General features: G+C 77.7%; 16 protein-coding genes, 1 tRNA gene and 1 pseudogene. 7 read left to right on the top strand and 11 right to left on the bottom strand.

Annotated elements, in window-relative coordinates:
- Positions 1 to 62: 62 nt before the first annotated feature.
- Complete coding sequence (locus GC089_RS15860; RefSeq protein ID WP_155378447.1) at positions 63 to 299, bottom strand: PspC domain-containing protein; 237 nt, start codon at positions 297 to 299, stop codon at positions 63 to 65.
- 336 nt (positions 300 to 635) lie between these two features.
- Between GC089_RS15860 and GC089_RS15865 the strand changes: the two genes are divergently transcribed.
- The 3 genes from GC089_RS15865 (at position 636) to ligD (ending at position 4901) form a co-directional block, all read left to right on the top strand.
- The gene (locus GC089_RS15865; RefSeq protein ID WP_155378448.1) at positions 636 to 839 is read left to right on the top strand and encodes a hypothetical protein; all 204 of its coding nucleotides are present in this window, start codon (positions 636 to 638) and stop codon (positions 837 to 839) included.
- Positions 821 to 3742, top strand: a complete 2922-nt coding sequence (locus tag GC089_RS15870; protein ID WP_230684882.1) for a helix-turn-helix transcriptional regulator — start codon at positions 821 to 823, stop codon at positions 3740 to 3742. The genes GC089_RS15865 and GC089_RS15870 overlap by 19 nt, the downstream gene beginning before the upstream one ends.
- 91 nt (positions 3743 to 3833) lie before the next feature.
- The gene (gene ligD, locus GC089_RS15875; RefSeq protein ID WP_155378449.1) at positions 3834 to 4901 is read left to right on the top strand and encodes a non-homologous end-joining DNA ligase; all 1068 of its coding nucleotides are present in this window, start codon (positions 3834 to 3836) and stop codon (positions 4899 to 4901) included.
- Positions 4902 to 5048: 147 nt separating this feature from the next.
- Here the strand turns inward: ligD and GC089_RS18535 are convergent, their stop codons facing one another.
- On the bottom strand, positions 5049 to 5423 hold the full coding sequence (locus GC089_RS18535) for a D-alanyl-D-alanine carboxypeptidase family protein (protein ID WP_196250736.1): 375 nt from the start codon (positions 5421 to 5423) through the stop codon (positions 5049 to 5051).
- Positions 5424 to 5428: 5 nt separating this feature from the next.
- The gene (locus GC089_RS18540; RefSeq protein WP_196250737.1) at positions 5429 to 6163 is read right to left on the bottom strand and encodes a hypothetical protein; all 735 of its coding nucleotides are present in this window, start codon (positions 6161 to 6163) and stop codon (positions 5429 to 5431) included.
- A 70-nt stretch (positions 6164 to 6233) separates the two neighbouring features.
- On the opposite strand from GC089_RS18540, the gene GC089_RS15885 reads away from it, so the two are divergent.
- The 4 genes from GC089_RS15885 (at position 6234) to helR (ending at position 10802) form a co-directional block, all read left to right on the top strand.
- Complete coding sequence (locus GC089_RS15885; RefSeq protein ID WP_155378451.1) at positions 6234 to 7634, top strand: hypothetical protein; 1401 nt, start codon at positions 6234 to 6236, stop codon at positions 7632 to 7634.
- Between the two features lie 284 nt (positions 7635 to 7918).
- Positions 7919 to 8110 carry a hypothetical protein gene (locus GC089_RS15890; protein WP_155378452.1) on the top strand — a complete coding sequence of 64 codons (192 nt, stop codon included), beginning with the start codon at positions 7919 to 7921 and terminating at the stop codon, positions 8108 to 8110.
- Between the two features lies 1 nt (position 8111).
- The gene (locus GC089_RS15895; protein WP_155378453.1) at positions 8112 to 8432 is read left to right on the top strand and encodes a hypothetical protein; all 321 of its coding nucleotides are present in this window, start codon (positions 8112 to 8114) and stop codon (positions 8430 to 8432) included.
- Between the two features lie 231 nt (positions 8433 to 8663).
- Complete coding sequence (gene helR / locus GC089_RS15900; protein WP_230684883.1) at positions 8664 to 10802, top strand: RNA polymerase recycling motor ATPase HelR; 2139 nt, start codon at positions 8664 to 8666, stop codon at positions 10800 to 10802.
- A gap of 88 nt (positions 10803 to 10890) precedes the next feature.
- Here the strand turns inward: helR and GC089_RS15905 are convergent, their stop codons facing one another.
- The 8 genes and pseudogenes from GC089_RS15905 to GC089_RS15940 form a co-directional block, all read right to left on the bottom strand.
- Positions 10891 to 11091, bottom strand: a complete 201-nt coding sequence (locus tag GC089_RS15905) for a hypothetical protein (RefSeq protein WP_155378455.1) — start codon at positions 11089 to 11091, stop codon at positions 10891 to 10893.
- A gap of 526 nt (positions 11092 to 11617) precedes the next feature.
- Positions 11618 to 11690: transfer RNA gene (locus tag GC089_RS15910), tRNA-Thr, on the bottom strand.
- A 113-nt stretch (positions 11691 to 11803) separates the two neighbouring features.
- On the bottom strand, positions 11804 to 13330 hold the full coding sequence (locus tag GC089_RS15915; RefSeq protein WP_155378456.1) for an alpha/beta hydrolase: 1527 nt from the start codon (positions 13328 to 13330) through the stop codon (positions 11804 to 11806).
- Between the two features lie 115 nt (positions 13331 to 13445).
- Positions 13446 to 14582, bottom strand: a complete 1137-nt coding sequence (locus tag GC089_RS15920; protein WP_155378457.1) for a DNA polymerase III subunit delta' — start codon at positions 14580 to 14582, stop codon at positions 13446 to 13448.
- 100 nt (positions 14583 to 14682) lie between these two features.
- Positions 14683 to 15288, bottom strand: a pseudogene (gene tmk, locus GC089_RS15925) (dTMP kinase); the annotation flags it as partial.
- Between the two features lie 236 nt (positions 15289 to 15524).
- Complete coding sequence (locus GC089_RS15930; RefSeq protein ID WP_155378458.1) at positions 15525 to 16538, bottom strand: Gfo/Idh/MocA family protein; 1014 nt, start codon at positions 16536 to 16538, stop codon at positions 15525 to 15527.
- A 476-nt stretch (positions 16539 to 17014) separates the two neighbouring features.
- The gene (locus GC089_RS15935; RefSeq protein ID WP_155378459.1) at positions 17015 to 17581 is read right to left on the bottom strand and encodes a hypothetical protein; all 567 of its coding nucleotides are present in this window, start codon (positions 17579 to 17581) and stop codon (positions 17015 to 17017) included.
- Between the two features lie 810 nt (positions 17582 to 18391).
- Positions 18392 to 19387, bottom strand: coding sequence for a YafY family protein (locus GC089_RS15940; protein ID WP_155378460.1), 996 nt, complete (start codon positions 19385 to 19387; stop codon positions 18392 to 18394).
- Positions 19388 to 19418: the final 31 nt, after the last annotated feature.

Here is a 19418-nt window from a genome sequence, read left to right on the forward strand (position 1 = left end):
CCGCGTGCCGGACACCGGTCCGGGTCGGCCGTCCTGCACGAGGGGACCGACTCCGCCCCTGGTCAGACGCCGGTGCGCGCCGGCGGGACCCAGCCCTGGGCCGGCATGCAGATCCACAGCGCGGCGTAGATGACGAAGGGGCTGCCCGGCAGGACCAGCAGCAGGAGGAGGGCGAGCCGGACCACCCACGGGTCGACCCCCGCGCGCGCCGCCACGCCGGCGCACACGCCCGCCAGCATCCGTCCGGCGTACGGGCGCACCAGGCCTGCCCGTGCGAACGCCCCGCGGATCCCGTCCATCAGTGTCCTCCGTCCCGGTGCGGACCCTCCGCACCCGAGACCACGAGCCTTCCGTGCGGTGCGCCGCCGCGCCTCCGGGACGGACCCCGACCCGACCCGGAGGCGCGGACCGTCCCGGGTCGGGGTCCCCCGGGCCACGACGTCCCCGCGGCGCGGGAGGGGGCGCCGCCTGAGGTACCTCAGACGGTGGACGGGGGCACCTCAGTGCCGACGCCCCGGCACCCGCCCGCGACGACCCGGCGACCGACCGATGCGCGACGGGCCGCCTCACGACGACCGTCGGTGCCGTGCCGGAGCGCGTCGCCCGGCACGCGAGGCACGACGAGGGAGGACGACATGAGCACCACGACGTGGGGGCCCGCGCTCGACGCGGAGCTCGCCTACCGGCGCGAGAGCGTCCGGGGTGCGCTCGCGGCCGGACGGGCGACGCGGCGGGGCGCCCGCCGCGCACGGGCGGCCGGGGCCCGGCGCACCACCGTGCGCGCACCCGGGCGTCGGTGGGGGCTGCCAGGATCGGGGGCGTGGCACGCGGCCCGATGAGCACCCCGTTCGTGGCGCGCGCGGCCCAGGTGGCCCGGCTGACCGAGGCCCTGGACCGCGCGCGTACCGGTGCGCCCGCGCTCGTGCTGCTCGGCGCGGACGCGGGCGTCGGCAAGACCCGGCTGGTGCGGGAGTTCGCGGCGCGCGCGGAGGCCGACGGCGCGCGGGTCGCGCTGGGGCACTGCGTCGACCTGGGCGAGATCGGCCTGCCGTACCTGCCGTTCGCGGAGGCCCTGGGCGCGCTGCACGCGCTGGACCCCGCCGCCGTCGGCGCGGTGGTGGCGGACCGGCCCGCGCTCGCCCGGCTCGCCGGGCCGGGGGCGGGGTCGCCGGCGGGCGACGTCGCGGCCGACCGGCTGCAGCTGTTCGAGGGCGTGGTCGAGGCCCTCGCCGCGTGCGCGTCGCCCGCGCACCCGCTGCTGCTCGTGCTGGAGGACCTGCACTGGGCCGACGCGTCGAGCCGGGACCTGCTGCGCTTCCTCGTGTCCCGCCTGACGGCTCAGCACCTGCTCGTCGTCGTCACGTACCGCACCGACGACCTGCACCGGCGCCACCCGTGGCGCCCGGTCGCGGCGGAGCTGGCGCGCCACCCGCGCACGGAGCGCCTGCCGCTCGACCCCTTCACCGAGGACGAGCTGCGCGTGTTCGCCGCGGCGGTGGCGGGCGCCCCCCTGCCCGACCCGGTGCTGCGCCGCGTGCGCGAGCGCGCGGAGGGCAACGCCTACTTCACCGAGGAGCTGCTCGAGGCCGGCGTCGACGGCGACGAGCTGCCCTGGTCGCTCGGCGACGTGCTGCGCACGCGCGTCGAGCAGCTGGACCCGGCGCCGCTGCGGCTGGTGCAGCTCGCGTCCGCGGCCGGCCGGCGCGTCGACGAGCCGCTGCTGCGCGCCGCCGCGCGGGCGGACGACGACCCGGCGCTGCGCGAGCCGGGCGCGGTGGACCGCGCGCTGCGCGAGGCGGTCGCGCAGCACGTCCTGGTCGTCGAGGACGGCCGCATCGCGTTCCGGCACGCGCTGCTCGCGGAGGCGGTCTACGCCGACCTGCTGCCCGGCGAGCTCAGCGGCGTGCACCGCGCCTTCCTGCGCGCGCTCGACGCGGACCCGGGCGTCGGCACGGCCGCGCAGCGGGCCGCGCACGCGGTGCGGGCGCCCGACCTGCCGGTGGCCCTGCGGGCGTCGTGGGACGCGGCCGTGCAGGCGCACCGGGTGCTGGCGCCGACGGAGGAGCTGCGCCACCTGGAGGTGGTCCTGCGGCTGTGGGACGCCGTGCCGGACGAGGCCGCGCACCTGCCCGAGCACCGGGCCGGCGTGCTGCTGCTCGCGGCCGGCGCCGCGAGCCGGGCGGGCGCGTCCGACCGGGCGGTGCAGCTGGCGCGGTCGGCCCTGGACGACGCGCCGTCCGCCGAGGTGCCGGCGGTGCGCACGGCCCTCGCGCGGCACCTGCTCGGGGTCGACGACGTCGCGACCGCGCTCGTCGAGGCCGCGCGTGCCGTCGCGGAGCTGCCGGACGCCCCGACGCCCGCACGCGCGTGGGCGCTCGCGACCTACGCGCGGGCGGCGGTGAACGCGGGCCGGGAGGACGAGGCCGAGCAGCTCGCGGGGCGGGCCGTGGAGATCGCCCGGGCGGTGGACGACGCGGCGGCCGAGTCGGACGCGCTCGCCACGCTGGCCGTCGCCGAGCGCCTGGACCACGTGCACTCGACGCGGCTGCTCGGCGAGGCGCTGGAGCGCGCGGTGGCCGGCGACGACCGCGCCACGGAGCTGCGGATCCGGTACAACCTCGCCGCGGCGCACTACGACGTCGGCGACCTGGAGGCCGCGGCGGCGGCGACCGCGGAGGGCCTCGCACGTGCCCGCGCGCTCGGCATGACGTGGGCGCCGCACGGCATGGACCTGCACGCGCTCGACGCCACGGTGCGCTTCACGCGCGGGGACCTCGCCGCGCCCGCGGCCGGGCTGGTGGAGGGCGGCGACGCGCCCGGGCTCGCGGTCGCGCTCGTCGGCGCCGCGCGGCTGTGGGCGGCGGTCGCGCGCGGCGACGCCGACGCCGTGGAGCGGGCCGCGGCGCTCGAGCCGTGGTGGGACCGGGACCCGCTCGTCGCCCTGCTCGCGGGCGGCAACGCCGTCGACGCCCTGACGTGGCAGGGCCGGCCGGCCGAGGCACGGGCGCTCCTGGACCGGGTCGACGCGCACATGCGGTCCGTGTGGCCCGAGATGTACACCGGCGGCATCCGGATGATGGCGCTCGCGCTGGCCGCGACGGCGGACGAGGCGGCGGCCGCCCGGCTCACCGGGGGCGACGTCACCGACCTCCTGCTCGACGCGGACGCCCGGCTCGAGCGTGCGGAACGCACCGCGCAGGGCCGGCGGCCGCGCTCGGGCGGCATCGGCCCGGAGGGCCGGGCGTGGCTGGCGCGGGCACGTGCCGAGCACGCACGCGCGCACGGCCGGCCGGACCCGCAGGCGTGGGCCCTGACCGTCGAGGAGTTCGGCTACGGGCACGTGTACGAGCAGGCGCGGTCGCGGTGGCGCTGGGCGGAGGCGCTGCTCGGTGCGGGTGACCGGACGGGCGCGTCGGCGCAGGCGGCGGCCGCGCTCGCGGCGGCGCAGCGCATGGGTGCGGTGCCGCTGGCCTCGGCCGTGCGCGACCTCGTGCGCCGCGGTCGGCTCGACGTCGACGGCGTGCGGGCGCCCACCGCCGACGTGCTCACCGCCCGGGAGGCGGAGGTCCTCGCGCTCGTGGCACAGGGTCTGTCGAACCGGCAGATCGGCGAGCGGCTGTTCATCTCGGGCAAGACCGTGTCCGTGCACGTGTCGAACCTGCTGACCAAGCTCGGGGCGTCGGGGCGCACGGAGGCGGTCGCGGTCGCGCACCGCCGGGGCCTGCTGTCGACGTCGCCCTGACGTCGCCGCGGCCCTCACCTGGGGCGACGCGCGCGGGAGGTGGCCGTGGCGGCCCGGGCGGATGTCGGCACCCGGCCCTACGGTGTGAGCCATGGCACAGAAGACACCCGCGGTCGAGCTGGAGGTGCGCGGTCGCACGGTCCGCGTCACGAGCCCGGACCGCGTCGTGTTCCCCGCACGCGGGCTGACGAAGCTCGACGTCGTCGAGTACTTCGTCGCCGTCGGCGACGGCATCCTCGGCGCCCTGCTGCTCCGGCCGACGACGCTCGAGCGCTGGCCCAAGGGCGTGTTCGAGGGGGCACGCATGTCCACCCGGCAGGACAACAGCGGCGACGCCTTCTACCAGAAGCGGGTCCCGCAGGGCGCGCCCGACTACGTCGAGACCGCGCGCATCGCGTTCCCCAGCGGCCGCACGGCGGACGAGGTCGCGCCGACGGAGCTGGCCGTCGTGGCCTGGGCCGCGAACATGGGCACGCTCACGTTCCACCCGTGGCCGGTCACGCGCGACGACGTCGACCGCCCCGACCAGATCCGCATCGACCTCGACCCCCAGCCCGGCACGGACTTCGACGACGCCGCCCGGGTCGCGCCGCACGTGCGCGAGCTGCTCGCCGAGCACGGGCTCGAGGGCGTGCCCAAGACGTCCGGCGGCCGCGGCATCCACGTCTTCGTGCCGATCGAGCCGGAGTGGTCGTTCACCGAGGCCCGCCGCGCCACCATCGCGTTCGGCCGCGAGCTCGAGCGCCGCCTGCCGGACCAGGTGACGATGAAGTGGTGGAAGGAGGAGCGCGGGCAGAAGATCTTCGTCGACTACAACCAGATGGCCCGTGACCGGACCATCGCCTCGGCGTACTCGATCCGCTCCAACGCCCGCGCGACGGTGTCGACGCCCCTGACCTGGGACGAGGTCGGCGAGGTGCACCCCGACGACTTCGACGTGCGCACCGTGCCGGCACGGCTCGCCGAGGTGGGCGACCTCTTCGCACCGCTCGTCGCGCACGCGACCCCGCGCCACCGGCTCGAGTCGCTGCTGGAGCTGGCCGACCGGCAGGAGCGCGACGAGGGGCACGGCGACCTGCCCTACCCGCCGGAGTACCCGAAGATGCCGGGCGAGCCCAAGCGCGTGCAGCCGAGCAAGGACCGCGACCGGCCCCGGTGACCGCCGGGCTCGGCCCGGGTGCCGCTGCTGCGGGCGCTGGTGGCCGGTCCTGCGCCGGGCTCGGGCCTGGCCCGGGACCTGGACCGACGCCGGCCGGACCGGGCCCCGGGCCGGCGCGCCGCCGCGAGGGGGCGCCAGGACGACCGGTCAGCCGCGGTACTCGTAGTGCCAGTACTCGGGGTTGGAACCGTCCTGGCGCGCCCACGACGGCGACACCCAGCCGTACGACGGCCCGTGCTCCACGAGCCACGCACGCGCGGCGGTGCCCCACCCGTACTCGCACGGCAGCTCGGGCACGTCGATCGCCAGCCCCGTGCCGTGCGACGAGGTCCCCGGGGTGGCGGCCACCGAGCCGAGCGCCGCGCGCATGGCCACCTGGGTGTCGTAGTCGCGGTACGTCAGGTCCAGCGCCAGGTCGTGCCCGAGGTCCGCACGGAACGCCGCGTTGAGCCGTTCGAGCGCCGCCGCCGCGTCGTGCCGCAGGTAGAAGGGCGTGCCGCGCGAGTCGCGGGTCCACGACACGGCCGTCAGCGCGGAGGCCGGGAGCCGGCCGTTGCTGCCGTCGCCGCCGTCCGTCGGCGCGGACGTGTAGAACGCGGGGCCCGAGTACGTCGTCGCGCACGAGCGGCCCGCCGGCTGGGGGCCGGGGCGGCGGGGCCGGTGCGCGGCGACGCCGCGGCGGCGCGGCGTGCCGCGGCGGCCTCCTGCGCGGCCGCCTCCTGCGCGGCGGCGTCGTGCGCGGCGACCGCGTCGCGGACCACCGCCTCGGCGGTGGCCACGTCCGCGGCGAGCACCCGCAGCCGCGCGGCCGACGCCGTGCCGGCCTCGGCGCCGGCGCTGTCCAGGACCGCCGCGAGCGCCTGCCGCACGGCGTCGTCGGCGACCCGCCCGGTCGAGCCGTCCAGCGTGCTGCGCCCCTGCGCCAGGACGGCGTCGAGCGCCGCTCGCGGTCCGGTGAGCACCGCCGACGTGCCGGCCGCCACGAGCGCGGCCCGGGCAGCGCTCGCGGCGTCCCGGTCGGCGTCGGCGACGGCCGCGACGGCCGCGACCCGCCCGTCGGCGGCCGCACGCTCGGCGAGGGCCTCCGCGTGCCTGCCCGCGGACCACGCCCACCCGCCGGCGGCGCCGCCGAGGGCGAGCGACGCGGCGGTGACGACGGCGACGGCGGCGCGGCGGATGTCGGACCTCCACGGGACGGGACGGGACCCGGCTGGGACGGGGACGGGCGGATGACGGCGGCTCCCACCGTAACCGGCGCGCACGCCGAGCTGTCACACATCCGTCACACATCCGAGGCTCAAGGCGCCCCCCGCCGACGCCGATGCTCAGGTCATGCAGACCGCCTCGCCGACCCTCCCGGCGGGGACCGCACCGGCTGTCGCGCCCGGCTCCGGCCCCGTCGTCCTCGCCCGTCCGCTCGCGCCGGCCGAGGCCGCGCACCTGGACCGCCTGCGCGCGTGGCTGCACGACGACGGCGTCGACGTGCGCGACCCGCAGGCCCTCGACGCGCGGTGGGCACGGCTGCTGGCGACCCACGCCGCCGACGCGCCCCCACCGGCCGGGGTCACGGCGGCCCTGGGCATCGCGGTCGGCGACCTGCTCGTGCACGCCGTCCCCGACGCCGTGTGGATGATGTGCCCGGGACCCGAGGGTGCGACGCCCGGCGTCGTCGCCGGCGGACGCGTGCACATGCCGGTGCTCGCGGTGCTCGACGCCCACGCGCGCTGGCGGCTGCGCACGCCCCCGTGGACGGTCGACTACGTGCGACGCGCGACCGCGCACCTCACGGCACCCGCACCGGCACTCCCCGCACCCGCGCTGCCCGTGCCCACGGGCCCGTCGGACGCGGCCGACGCGACGGGGACGAGCGCACGGCCCGCTGCACCCGGCACCGACGGGACGGCCGACCAGACCCGGCCCGACGTCGCGCCGCCGGCCGCGGGACGGCACGCCGCTCCCCCGCCCGCGACGGGCTGGGAGCCGGTGCGCGTCCCCACGGGCTCCTCGCCCGCGCCCGTCCTGCCCACGCGCGGGCGCCGCGGGGCGCAGCCGTCGGCCGCCGCGTCCGCGGCACCGGCGCCCTCGACCGGTCGGTCGGACGCGCCCCCTCCCGCGTCCGACCGGCCGGCCCCGCCGGCCCCGGCGGCCCACGCGGTCGCCGCACCGGCGGACGCGACGCCGCCCCCGGCCCTCCTCCCGGACGCCGGTCCGACGGCGGGCCCCGGCCCCCTCGACGACCCGGCGCCGACCTCGCTCGACGCGCCGGAGCCGGTGCTGCCCGAGGCCGACGTCGTCACCGCCTCCACGCCGGTCGTCGCACCCGTCTCGACCCTCACGCCCGAGGACCTGCCGCACCGCCCGACCCCGCGCGTGCAGGACCTCGCGCTGCGCGCGCTCGAGCACGCGCTGGAGCAGGCGCTGGCCGACGAGCGGGGCGTCGCCCCGTTCGTGCTGGTGCAGGACGAGGACGGGTTCCACGTGACCACGTTCGCGCACGGGTCGGCGGGCGTCGCCGAGGCCCGCGACCACGCGCGCCGCTGCCGCCTGTCGGCCGCCGCCGTCGGCTGGACGTCCCCCGCGGACGACACCCGCCCGTACCCGCGCGTCGTCGTCGACGCCTCCGCGGCCGGGCAGCCCGGCATGCGCGTCGCGCACGCCTTCGTGCACGACGCCGACGGGGGGCACGAGGTGGGCGGTCCCGAGGTGGTCGGGCAGGCGGCACCCGTCCTCTGACGACGTCGGCACGTCCCGGCGGCTCGTCCCCTCGGCACTCCCGTCGGCACGTCCCCTCGGCACGTCCCGCAGGGTCGTCCGGGCGGCGCGGCTCGTCCCGCCCGCTCGTCGCGCCGGCTCGGTGCGTCCCGCCGCACAGCCCCACGCCGGCCCCGCACCGTCGCTGCCCGCGCCCGCACCGGCGCGGGGCTGCGTGCCCGCGCGCCGGCTCCCTCGCCGCCCTACCGTGTCCCCGTCCGCCGCGCCCGCGGCGACCGACGCGAGACCACGCCTGGAGGTGCGCGATGAGCAGCCCGATCCCCGACCCGGGTGCCGTGCCCGACGAGCCGCAGTTCACCGACGTCCCGGGCGACGACGCCCAGCCGGACGACCCGCGCGAGGAGCAGCCGCTGCCGAGCGACGACCCGCCGCCGGCCGTGCCGGACGCGCCGGACCCGGACGACCTGCCCCTGCCCGGCGGGGCGAACCCGTCCTGAGGTGTCCGAGGCGGAGGAGCGCCTGCGTTCCGTCGCCGCGGCGTTCACCGACGTCCCGGGCGTCGTGCTGCCCGCGGCCGGGCCGCGGCACTTCGGCACGGCGACGCTGCGCGTGCACGGGCGGATCGCGGCGATGACGCCGCACGAGCACCTGGTCGTGAAGCTGCCCGCGCGGCGCGTCGCGGAGCTCGTGGCGTCCGGCGAGGGCCTGCCGTTCCCGGTCGACCGCCCGCCCATGCGGGAGTGGGTGCGCGTCGCGTCGTCCGACCCGGACGTGTGGCGCGGCCTCGTCGCGGAGGCGCTGGCGTTCGTCGAGGGCTGAGTCGGGGCAGGGCGCCGGCTCGGACAGGACCGGCCGGGGACGACGGGCTCGGGAACGACCTACCCGGGAACGACGTGCCCGGGTAGGTCGACGTGCCCGGGAACGACGACGGCGAGGAGAGACCTCTCCCCGCCACTCTCAACGTATAGCGGACCCGGGGTCTTGCGGCAAGGCCCCCGTCGTCGTCGAGGATGACCGACCTCGACCGATGGGAGCGCCACCGTGTACCCCGTGACCAGCGTCTTCGCCCTGCCCGCACGCCTCGCCGCCAAGGCGGACCCCGCGCTCGTCGCCCAGGACGAGGAGCACCTGACGGCGGTCGCCGACGCCGTCGCGCGGTCCGTCGACGTCCTGTCCGCCCGGCTCGACGCCGTCCGACGCGCCCCCGCGGGCCCGGCCGGGCAGGCCGTCGAGCGGGACCAGGAGGTCCACCGCCTGACCGCGCGGCTGCGCACGCTGCGACGCTTCGGTGCGGACCTGTGCCTGGGGCGCATGGTCCGCGCGGACGACGCCGCGCCCGTGTACGTCGGGCGGCTGGGGCTCACCGACGAGGACGGCCGGCGCCTGCTCGTCGACTGGCGCTCGCCCGCCGCCGCGCCGTTCTTCGGCGCGACGCACGCCGACCCGATGGGCCTCGTCAGCCGCCGGCGCTACCGCTGGACCGGCGGCCGCGTGACCGACTTCTGGGACGAGGTGTTCACACCCGACGGCCTGACGGGGCACGCGGCGCTCGACGACCAGTCCGCGTTCCTCGCCGAGCTCGCCGCGGCGCGCACCCCCCGGATGCGCGACGTGCTCGGCACCTTGCAGGCCGACCAGGACGCCGTCGTCCGGGCCGGGTCGGACGGCGCCCTCGTGGTGGACGGCGGCCCCGGCACCGGCAAGACGGTGGTCGCGCTGCACCGCACCGCCTACCTGCTGCACTCCGACCCGCGCCTGGGCCACCGCCGGGGCGGGGTGCTGGTGGTCGGCCCGCACGCGCCGTACCTCGCGTACGTCGAGGACGTGCTGCCGAGCCTGGGCGAGGAGGGCGTGCGCACGTGCACGCTGCGCGACCTCGTGCCGGAGGGCGCGACGGCGGTGGAGGAGACCGACCCCGAGGTGGCCCGTCTCAAGGCGTCGCTGGACATGGTGCGGGCGATCGAGCCGGCGGTGCGGTTCTCCGAGCGGCCGCCGACGGCCCGCCTCGTCGTCGACACCCCGTGGGTCGACGTCCCCGTCGGGCCCGACGACTGGGCCGAGGCGTTCGACGCCGCCGAGCCCGGTACGCCCCACAACGAGGCGCGCGACCAGGTGTGGGAGGCGCTGCTCGACGCCCTCGTCGACCGGCACGCCGACGACGACGTGCCGGCGGACCCGCTGCGCCGCGCGCTGGCGCGCGACCGGGACCTGCGCCGCACCTTCGGGCGGGCATGGCCCCTGCTCGACGCCGCCGACCTCGTGGCCGACCTGTGGTCGGTCCCCGCGTACCTGCGGCTCTGCGCGCCGTGGCTCGCGCCCGAGCAGGTCCGCCTGCTCCAGCGCCCCGACCCGCGCGCCTGGACCGTGGCGGACCTGCCGCTGCTCGACGCCGCACGGCACCGGCTGGGCGACGCGGACGCGCCGCGGCGCGCGCACCGGCAGGCGGCGGCCGTCGCGGCCGAGCGTGCGCGGCGGGCCGACGTCGTCGCGGACCTCCTCGCCGCCGACGACACGGAGATGCAGGTCATGTCGATGCTGCGCGGTGCGGACCTGGAGGCGGCGCTGCTCACCGGGGCGGGCGGGCCGACGGCCGACGGGGACCCGCTCGCGGGCCCGTTCGCGCACGTGGTCGTCGACGAGGCGCAGGAGCTGACGGACGCCGAGTGGCACATGCTGCTCGCGCGGTGCCCGTCGCGCAGCCTCACGGTCGTCGGCGACCGTGCCCAGGCCCGGCACGGGTTCGCGGGCTCGTGGCAGGAGCGGCTCGCCCGCGTCGGGCTCGAGCGGGTGCGCGTCGCGACGCTGACCATCGGCTACCGGACGCCGGCGCCCGTCATGGTCGAGGCGGAGCGGGTCGTGCGCGAGGCACTGCCCGACGTGACCGTGCCGACGTCGGTGCGCGGCGGCCCCCCGGTGCGCCACGGCGCGGTGGACGAGCTCGACCGGGTCGTGCGCGCCTGGCTCGCCGAGCACGACGAGGGCACCGCGTGCGTCGTCGGCGCGCCCGGGTACGCCGGCGACGGGGGGCGCGTGCGCTCGCTGCCGCCGGAGCTCGTCAAGGGCCTCGAGTTCGACCTCGTCGTCCTCGTCGACCCGGCATCCTGGGGCGACGGCGTGCAGGGCGCGGTCGACCGGTACGTGGCGATGACGCGGGCGACGCGGCAGCTGGTGGTGCTGACGCCCGGGTGACGGGGAGCACGCCGGGCCTCGGCGTGCTCCCCGTCGGCGGGCAGGAGCCCGCCTGGTCGGCGACCCGGTCGCCGCAGTGGCGTGCGGGCTACTGGACCCGGTAGATCTGGCCGCTCGACGCGTCACACCCGTCCGGCCACGAGCTGCCGCCCTCGTAGAGCCATTCGCCCCGCACGCCCAGCGTGTACAGCTTGCCCTGCGGCATGCACAGCTTCATCTTGTGCCCGTTGACGTAGACGGTGGCGTACAGCGCCACCGGCTTGCCGTTGTAGACCTTGTTGGCACACACGTTGGTGAGGGCGTAGAACGTTCCGTTGTAGAGGATCTCGAAGCAGTTGTACTTCGACACCATGCGCCACGTGGCTGCGTCCGCCGGCGCGGACGTCCCGCGACCAGGGCGCTGCTCATGAGGAACGCGCCGGCCACGGCGGCCACCGCTCGAAGCCTCGACGCTCGGAAGGATCGCATCATTCATCTCCCCTGCAGGCGGTTGAAGAGGCCACTTAATCGAGTAAGTGGGCTCGCTGCGACGCTATCAGGGCGACGATGCGGCGTCGATGGTGACATTTGCTGAAACGATTCGGCATTCTGCCGGCCGGGGCACAGGGGTTGACATGTCCCGAGAATTGCGGGCACGCGAGGACGGCCGCTCGCGCTGCCCCGAAGGGCCGGTGCACGGCGGGCGACGCCACGTGTCGCCGCCGTGCTGCGGCGTGGAGGCGGTCGTCCCCAAGCGTCGAGGGCGACGACAGCATGGTGGCGCCCACGACGCCGAAGGCCCCGCCCGGGTGACCGGTGCGGGGCCTTCGTGTGCGAGCCGCCTTGGGGAATCGAACCCCAGACCTTCTCATTACGAGTGAGACGCTCTGCCGACTGAGCTAAGGCGGCGCTGTCGTGACGGCCGACCCGAAGGCCGCGCCGCAACGGCGAGCGCGCCCACTGTACCCGGCGCCGCGCCCGACTCCAAAGTCAGCGGCGGGTGGTGCGCGCCACCCCGCGGGTCAGCAGCGCGCACCCTCCTCGGGGACCGCCCCGGTCAGCAGGTAGGCGTCCACCGTCTCCTGCACGCAGGAGCTGCCGCGGCCGTAGGCGGTGTGCCCCTCGCCCTCGTACGTGAGCAGGACGGCGGACGAGAGCTGCTCCGCGAGCGCCTGCGACCACGCGTACGGCGTCGCCGGGTCGTTCGTCGTGCCGACGACGAGGATCGGCGCCGCTCCCTCGGCGGCGTACGAGTCCAGCGCCCCGACCTCCGGCACCGGCCACTGCGCGCAGCCCGCGCCGCCGTAGGAGAAGAACTGCCCCACGGTCGGCGCGACGGCGGCGATCTCGGCCGCCTCCGCGCGCATGGCCTCCGGCTCCGCGGGGGCGCGGTCGTCGAGGCAGAGGATCGCCGTGAACGCCTCGTTCTGGTTCGACACGTACGTGCCGTCCGGCTGGCGGCCGTAGTACTGGTCGGCGAGCTGCAGCAGGGGCGAGCCGTCGCCCGCGAACGCCGCCGTCAGCGCCTGCGTGAGCGCCGGCCACGACTGCTGCGCGTACAGGGGCGTCGCGACCCCGGCGAACGCGAGCGAGACCGTGAGCTCGCGGTCGGTCTGCGTCCGCAGCGGGTTCGCCCGGATCCGGTCGAACAGCGCGCCGATCTGGGCCATGCCGTCGTCGACGTCGCCGCGCAGCGGGCACCCGGAGGCGGCCTGGCAGTCGGCCACGTACGCGCGCAGCGCGTTCTCGAACCCCGCGGCCTGCCCCGCGGCGACCTCGCCGGAGTCGAGCGTCGGGTCCATCGCGCCGTCGAGCACGAGGCGGCCCACGCGCTCGGGGAACAGCGCCGCGTACGTCGCGCCGAGGTCCGTGCCGTACGAGTACCCGAGGTAGCTGAGGGCGTCGTCACCGAGCGCGGCCCGCAGGACGTCCATGTCGCGCGCCGCGCTCGCGGTGTCCACGTGCCCCAGCAGCGGTCCGGTCCGCTCGAGGCAGGCCCGGCCGAACTCCGCGTTGCGCTCGACCGCCTCCGCGATGCCCGCGTCGGTGCTGAAGTCGGGCACCCAGGCCGTCATCGCGTCGAGCTCCGCCGGCTCGACGCAGGTGACCGGCGACGAGGCCTGCACGCCCCGCGGGTCGAACGCGACCAGGTCGTACGCGGCCCGCACCTTCGCGCTCACCATCTGCTGGAAGGCGGGCAGGTAGTCGATGCCCGAGTGCCCCGGGCCGCCCGGGTTCAGCAGGAGCGACCCGACCGGGTCGCCCGAGGTCGAGGGGACGCGCCGCAGCGCGACCGTGATCGTCTCGCCCTCCGGCTGCGACCAGTCGAGCGGAACGGTCGCCTCCGCGCACTGATGCGCACCGCACGCCGCCCACTCGAGCTCCTGCTCGTAGAACGGCGCGAGCGCGGGGTCGACGTCCGCACCGGCGGTGGCGCCGCCGGACGTGGGCGCGGTGGCCTGGTGCCGGGGCGCCGGGCTGCACGCGGCGAGCGCGAGGACGACCAGGACGACGAGGGCGCACCGGCGCAGGGCGGGGGGCGTCGGCATGCGCCTACGGTATCCCGCGGCACCGACGTCGCCGGCGGCCCCGTCGCCCGTCCGCACGAGCCCTGCGCGACGCCGTCACGGGACGTCCGCCGTCCCTGCGGGGGACGTCGGCGCGTCAGCCCTGCGGCCGCAGCGCGATCGCCATGGCCTCGACCGCGAGCAGCGGCGCGACGTTCCCCGCCAGCCGGGTCCGCGCCTGCCCGACCGCGTCCATGCGGCGCAGCGTCTGCTCCGGCGTGGAGCCCGCCGCGAGCGCGCGCACGGCGTCCTCCTGCTCGACGTTGACCAGCTCGACCCCGGCGCCGAGCTGCACGACGAGGACGTCCCGGTACAGCGAGAGCAGGTCGACCATCGCCCGGTCCAGCACGTCGCGCTGGGCGCGCGTCGCGCGGCGCTTCTGCTCCTCCTCCAGGGCCTTGACCTGCGCCCGCAGGGCGGGCGGCACGGTCGTCGCACCCTCCGCGCCGAGCGAGCGCAGCAGTGCGTTCTTCTCGGCGACGTCGCGCTCCTCGGTCGCCGCCCTGGCGTCCGCCTGCGCGGTCTCGACGAGCTCGCCCGCGGCGAGCACCGCGTCCCCGACGCCCCGCACGCGCGTCGCGATGCCGAGCACGGCGGCGCGCCGCTCGCGCGCCTGCGGGTCCCGGGCGAGCCGGCGGGCGATGCCGACGTGGCTCTGCGCGGCGCGCGCCGCGACGACGGCGGTCCGCGGGTCGACGCCGTCCCGGCGCACGAGCAGCTCGGCGACCGCGTCGACGGGCGGCACCCGCAGCGCGACGGAGCGGCTGCGGCTGCGGATCGTCACGAGCACGTCCTCGGGGCTCGGCGCGCACAGCAGCCACACCGTGCGCTCGGGCGGCTCCTCCACGGCCTTGAGCAGCACGTTCGCGCTCTGCTCGTTGAACCGGTCGGCGTCCTCCACCACGATCACGCGCCAGCGCCCCTGCGACGGGGCCCGCTGCGCGAGCTCGACCAGCGGCCGCGTCGCGTCGACGCGGATGAACACGCCCTCCGTCGCCACCAGCGTCACGTCGGGGTGGGTGCCGCCCAGCACGGTGGTGCACGCGTGGCACGTCCCGCACCCACCGGTGTCGCACTGGAGCGCGGCGGCGAACGCACGTGCCGCGTTGGAGCGGCCGGACCCGGGCGGGCCGGTGAGCAGCCAGGCGTGCGTCATCGCGGACGGGTCCTCCACCGCGTGCCGCAGCACCGCGACGGCCGGCTCCTGCCCGACCAGGTCGTCCCAGACGCTCACGTCGCGGCACCTCCCGCCACGGGGGTCCTGCGGCGGGCGCGGAGGCGGCGCGGGCACCCGCCGGCACCGGGCCGTCCGGCCCTGCCGCCGTCGGCTGCGTCGCGGTGCCGCCCAGCAGCGGGGCCAGGCGCTCGCGCACGGCCGCGGCGAGCACGTCGGCGGGCTGCGTGGCGTCGAGGACGAGCCAGCGTGCCGGGTCGGCCGCCGCACGGTCGAGGAAGGCCTGCCGCGTGCGCCGGTGGAACTCGTCGCCGGCGGACTCGAGGCGGTCCGGGTCCCCGGTCAGCCGCGCGAGGCCGACCGCGGGGTCGAGGTCGAGCAGGACCGTCAGGTGCGGCAGCAGCCCGTACGTGGCCCACAGCGAGAGCTGCTCCACCTCGTCCGCGCCGAGCCCGCGGCCGCTGCCCTGGTACGCCACGGAGGAGTCGAGGTACCGGTCCGTCAGCACGACGGCGCCGCGCTCGAGCGCCGGGCGCACGAGGCTCGCGACGTGGTGCGCGCGGTCGCTCGCGTACAGCAGCGCCTCGGTGCGCGGGTCGAGGTCCTCGCCGTGCAGCACCGCCTGGCGCAGCTCGCGGCCCAGCGGCGTCCCGCCCGGCTCGCGCGTCACGACGACCTCGCGCCCCAGCTCGGCGAGGTGGTGCCCGAGCAGCGCGACCTGCGTGGACTTGCCGGCACCGTCGCCGCCCTCGAACGAGACGAACACGCCGGCGGGGTCGCCGGCGGGGGCTGGGGGGTCACCGCGTCAGGCTACTGCCCGCCCCGGACACTCCCGCCGGCGGGCGGCCTCTCCCCGACGCCGACCAGCGGTCGGGGACGACGCGTCCCGGTCCCGCCGTGCAGGGCGTGCACCGCGGCCGGACGCACCGCCGCCGGACGCACCGCCGCCCCGGCACCGTCAGGGGTGCCGGGGCGGGCGGGCGCTGCGGTGTGGAGGACGCCTCAGGCGGACGTCTCGCCGGGGTAGGCGACGCCGACCTGACGGCGGACCTCGTCCATCGTCCGCATGACGTCGAGCGTGCCCTGCCAGGACATCCGCGGGCTCTCCGTGTCACCGGCCGCGACACGACGGGCGACCTCGGCGGCCTCGTACTGCAGCCCGCGCGCGTACGGCTGCTCGAACGTCCACTCGCGCCCGTCGCGACGCGCCAGCCGGAACGACGTCGGCCCGTAGAAGCTGCCCGCCACGCGGATGTACCCCTCGGTACCGGAGATCGAGGACGTCGTGGGGGTCTTGGCCCACAGCGTCGTGTTGAGCGTGGCCTGCACCTGGTCGCCGTACTCGAGCACCATGGAGATCTGCCCGTCGACGCCCGTCGAGGTCAGCTGCCCGAACGCGTGCACGCCGGTCGGCACACCGAGGAAGTCGTGCGCCCAGGAGACCGGGTACACGCCGAGGTCGAGCAGCGCACCGCCCGCGAGGTCCGGCGCGTAGAGCCGGCTGCCGGCGTCGAACGGGAAGAACTGCCCGTGGTCGGCGCGGATGTTGACGATGTCGCCGATCTCGCCGGCCTCGATGACCTGGTGCAGCGCGTACACGTGCGGGAGGAAGCGCGTCCACATCGCCTCCATCACGAACACGCCCGCGGCCTGCGCGGCGGCGAAGACCTCCTCCGCCTCGGCGGCGTTGCGCGTGAAGGACTTCTCGACGAGCACGTGCTTGCCGGCCTTGATCGCCAGCAGGGCGTGCTCGCGGTGCTCGGAGTGCGGGGTCGCGACGTAGACGGCGTCGACCTGCCTGTCCTCGACGAGCTCGCGGTACCCGACGTGCGTCGTCGGGACCCCGTGGGCCGTCGCGAAGCGCTCGGCGCGGTCGCGGTGCCGCGAGCCCACGGCGACGACCTGCGCGCGCGTGAACTCGCGCACGGAGTGCACGAACGTGGAGGCGATGTTGCCGGCGCCGAGGATGCCCCAGCGGATCGGCGGTGCGGTACGAGGGTCCTCGGTGCGAGCCATGGCGCCAACCTAGCGGCCGGGACGCGGACCCGTCCGGGTGACGGCCACCGGTCACCGCCGCCCGCATCGTGGTCGCCTGCCGGCCGCACCGACGGGCCGCCCGATCGCACCGCCACCGGGCGGCGCACCGCCCCCGCGCGGTGGCGACGCGTCACGACCACGCGTCGTCCCTCCCCCACGACGGCGGCGCGGTGACCCCGTCATCGGACGCGTTCCGAACGCGGTCGCGCGTGCGATCACGGGGCCACCCGCGCCAGTGCCCACCCTGCGAACACCGTGACGCAGACGCAGCCCGCGAGCGGACGCACTCCGGCCGCAGACCCCCATCTCGTAGCCCGGGACGGGCGCGCGGTGAGCCCGTCGTCGGACGCGCACCGAGCGTGTTCGCGCGTGCGATAACGGGGTCGCCCGCGCCGGTGCCCGCCATGCGGACGTCGCGACGGCGCCCGATGCCCGCGTCACGTCGGCCGCACGTGTCACGTCAGCAGCCGACGCACCTCCGTCGCCACCCGTCCGGCGCGCACGTCGGGCGCCGTGAACCTGAGCAGCAGCGCACCCGTCGTCGCGATGCGGTTCTGGCGGCGGCGGTCCTCGAAGACGGCGGCGGGCGTGCCGTGCGGGCCGGCGCCGTCGACCTCCACCACGAGCAGCCGGCCGTCCCGGAGGTGCCAGCCGAGGTCGCCGTGCGCCACCACGTCGCCTGCCCCGTCCCGCACCGCGACCTGCAGGTCGTGGGGCGGCACGCCCGCGTCGCGGCACTGCAGCCGAGCCCACGTCTCCAGCGGCGACTGCGCCCGCCCGTCCGCGAGGTCCCACCACGCCGCCGTGCGCGCGGCCCCGCGACGCCCCCGCACCGCCGCGCGGACGGCGGCGAGCTCGTCCTCGCGCACCAGCCGGCGGTGCAGCGCGGAGTCGAGCACGGCGACCGCGTGGTCCCGGGGCAGCTCGCAGACCGCCTGCGCCAGCGCCACGGTCGGGGCGACGAGGTGCGCGCCGGCCCGCTGCCACGGGCTCTCACCGGGCTCCCCGGCGCGGACGACCACGCCGCCACGGGGCCGACGGTGCTGGCCCCGGGGAGCGCGACCTCCGGTCGGACCTGCGCGGGCAGGCCCTCGACGTCGTACAGCGCGAGCGCGCACTGCCCCACGGCGACCGCGCGCTCGACCCCGACCGCGAGCAGCGCGAGCCAGGCGGCGCGCCGACGCCCGTGCGCGGGACCGCGCTCGAGAGCGGGGAACGGGGCGCCGGCGAGGGCGGTGGCCGCGTCGTCGACCCCGCGGAGGACCTGTACCAGCACACCGGCGCGGCGCAGGCGGCGACGCCGGTCGGACCCGACGCCCGCCGCGTCGCACTGCGCAGCCGACAGCAGACCCTCCTGACGCCGGGCGAGGCCGAGGAGCGCAGCGGGCAGGGGCGTGGGTGGACGCACGGGGGGACCCCAGCACGCCGGGACCCCACCGTCGACGGACACCGCGGCGACACGGGGACGCCGACCGTGCGCGACGGCCTGTGGGCGGGTCACCGCGCCTGCCGGGGCGCCGGCGCTGCCGCTCCCCCCACGACAGCCGCACCGTCTCGTCCGTCGGGACGCGCCTGCGGTGACCCCGTGATCGCACGCTCCGACGCGCGTGAGGCGCGTGCGATCACGGGGTCGTCGTCATCCGCGTCTCGTCGGTCGGGACGTGCCCTCCGGTGACCTCGTGATCAGACGCTCCGACGCGCGTGGGGCGCGTGCGATCACGGGGTCGCCGTCACCTCGTCCCGCCCGTCGGACCGCGCGCTCGAGTGCGACGCGGTGCACGTGGCGCGCCCCGGCGAGGACGTCCTCCCACGCCGACGCGTCGTCGCCCCCCTCATACGTCACGATCACCGCCCGTCGCCGCGCCCGCCCGTGCCGCCGCCGCGAGACGGCCCGCCACCTGCTCCAGCGTCGTCACCAGCTCGGGCGGCGAGACGACCGTGAACCCCGTGCCGACCAGCCCGAGCGCGGTCACCGCCCACAGCAGGTCGTCGACGTCGAGGCGGACGCGGCAGCGCCCGTCGGGCTCGTCCTCGGCCGACAGCCACCACGGGACGCGCCGGCGCACCACGGACGCGGGCGCGTCCACCACCGCCTCCACCCGTCGGCGCTCAGGACCGCCGCTGACGCGTTCGCGCACCCAGGCGGCGACGTCGTCGGCGGGCAGCGGACGCGGCGCGAACGGGCGCCCGGTCCCGCGCGGGACGTCCAGGCGGTCGAGGCGGAACACGCGCCAGTCGGTGCGGTCCACGTCCCAGGCGACGAGGTACCAGGCGGAGCCGAGCGGCACGAGCCGGTACGGGTCGACCGTGCGGTCGGTGCGGGCGCCGTCCGCGGCGGTGTACGCGAACGCGAGCCGCTCGCCGTCGCGGCAGGCCAGGGCGACGGCCGTGAGCACGTCCGCGGTCGCACCCGCGCCGCCAGGACCGGCGCCCCACGTCCCGGGCACCGTGACGGACCGCAGCGCGTCGACCCGCCGTCGCAGCCGGGCCGGCATCACGGGCACGACCTTCGCGAGCGCGCGCACGGACGGCTCCGCGAGGTCCGTCACCCCCGTGGACGCGGCCGCACCGAGCCCGACCGCGAGCGCGACCGCCTCCTCGTCGTCCAGCACGAGCGGCGGCAGCGCGGCACCCGGGGCGAGCGCGTACCCGCCCGCGACGCCCGGCCGCGCCTCGACCGGGTAGCCGAGCTCGCGCAGCCGGTCGACGTCGCGGCGCAGCGTGCGCAGGGAGACGCCGAGCCGGTCGGCGAGGTCCCCTCCCGACCAGTGCCGCCGCTGCTGGAGCAGCGACAGCAGGCGCAGCGTCCGTGAGCTCGTCACTGCCATGGGGACCAGTCTGCGCGCCATCGCGGCCAGG

Origin of the sequence: Cellulomonas sp. JZ18 (assembly GCF_009720485.1) — a bacterium.
In the GTDB taxonomy this organism is placed as follows: domain Bacteria; phylum Actinomycetota; class Actinomycetes; order Actinomycetales; family Cellulomonadaceae; genus Cellulomonas.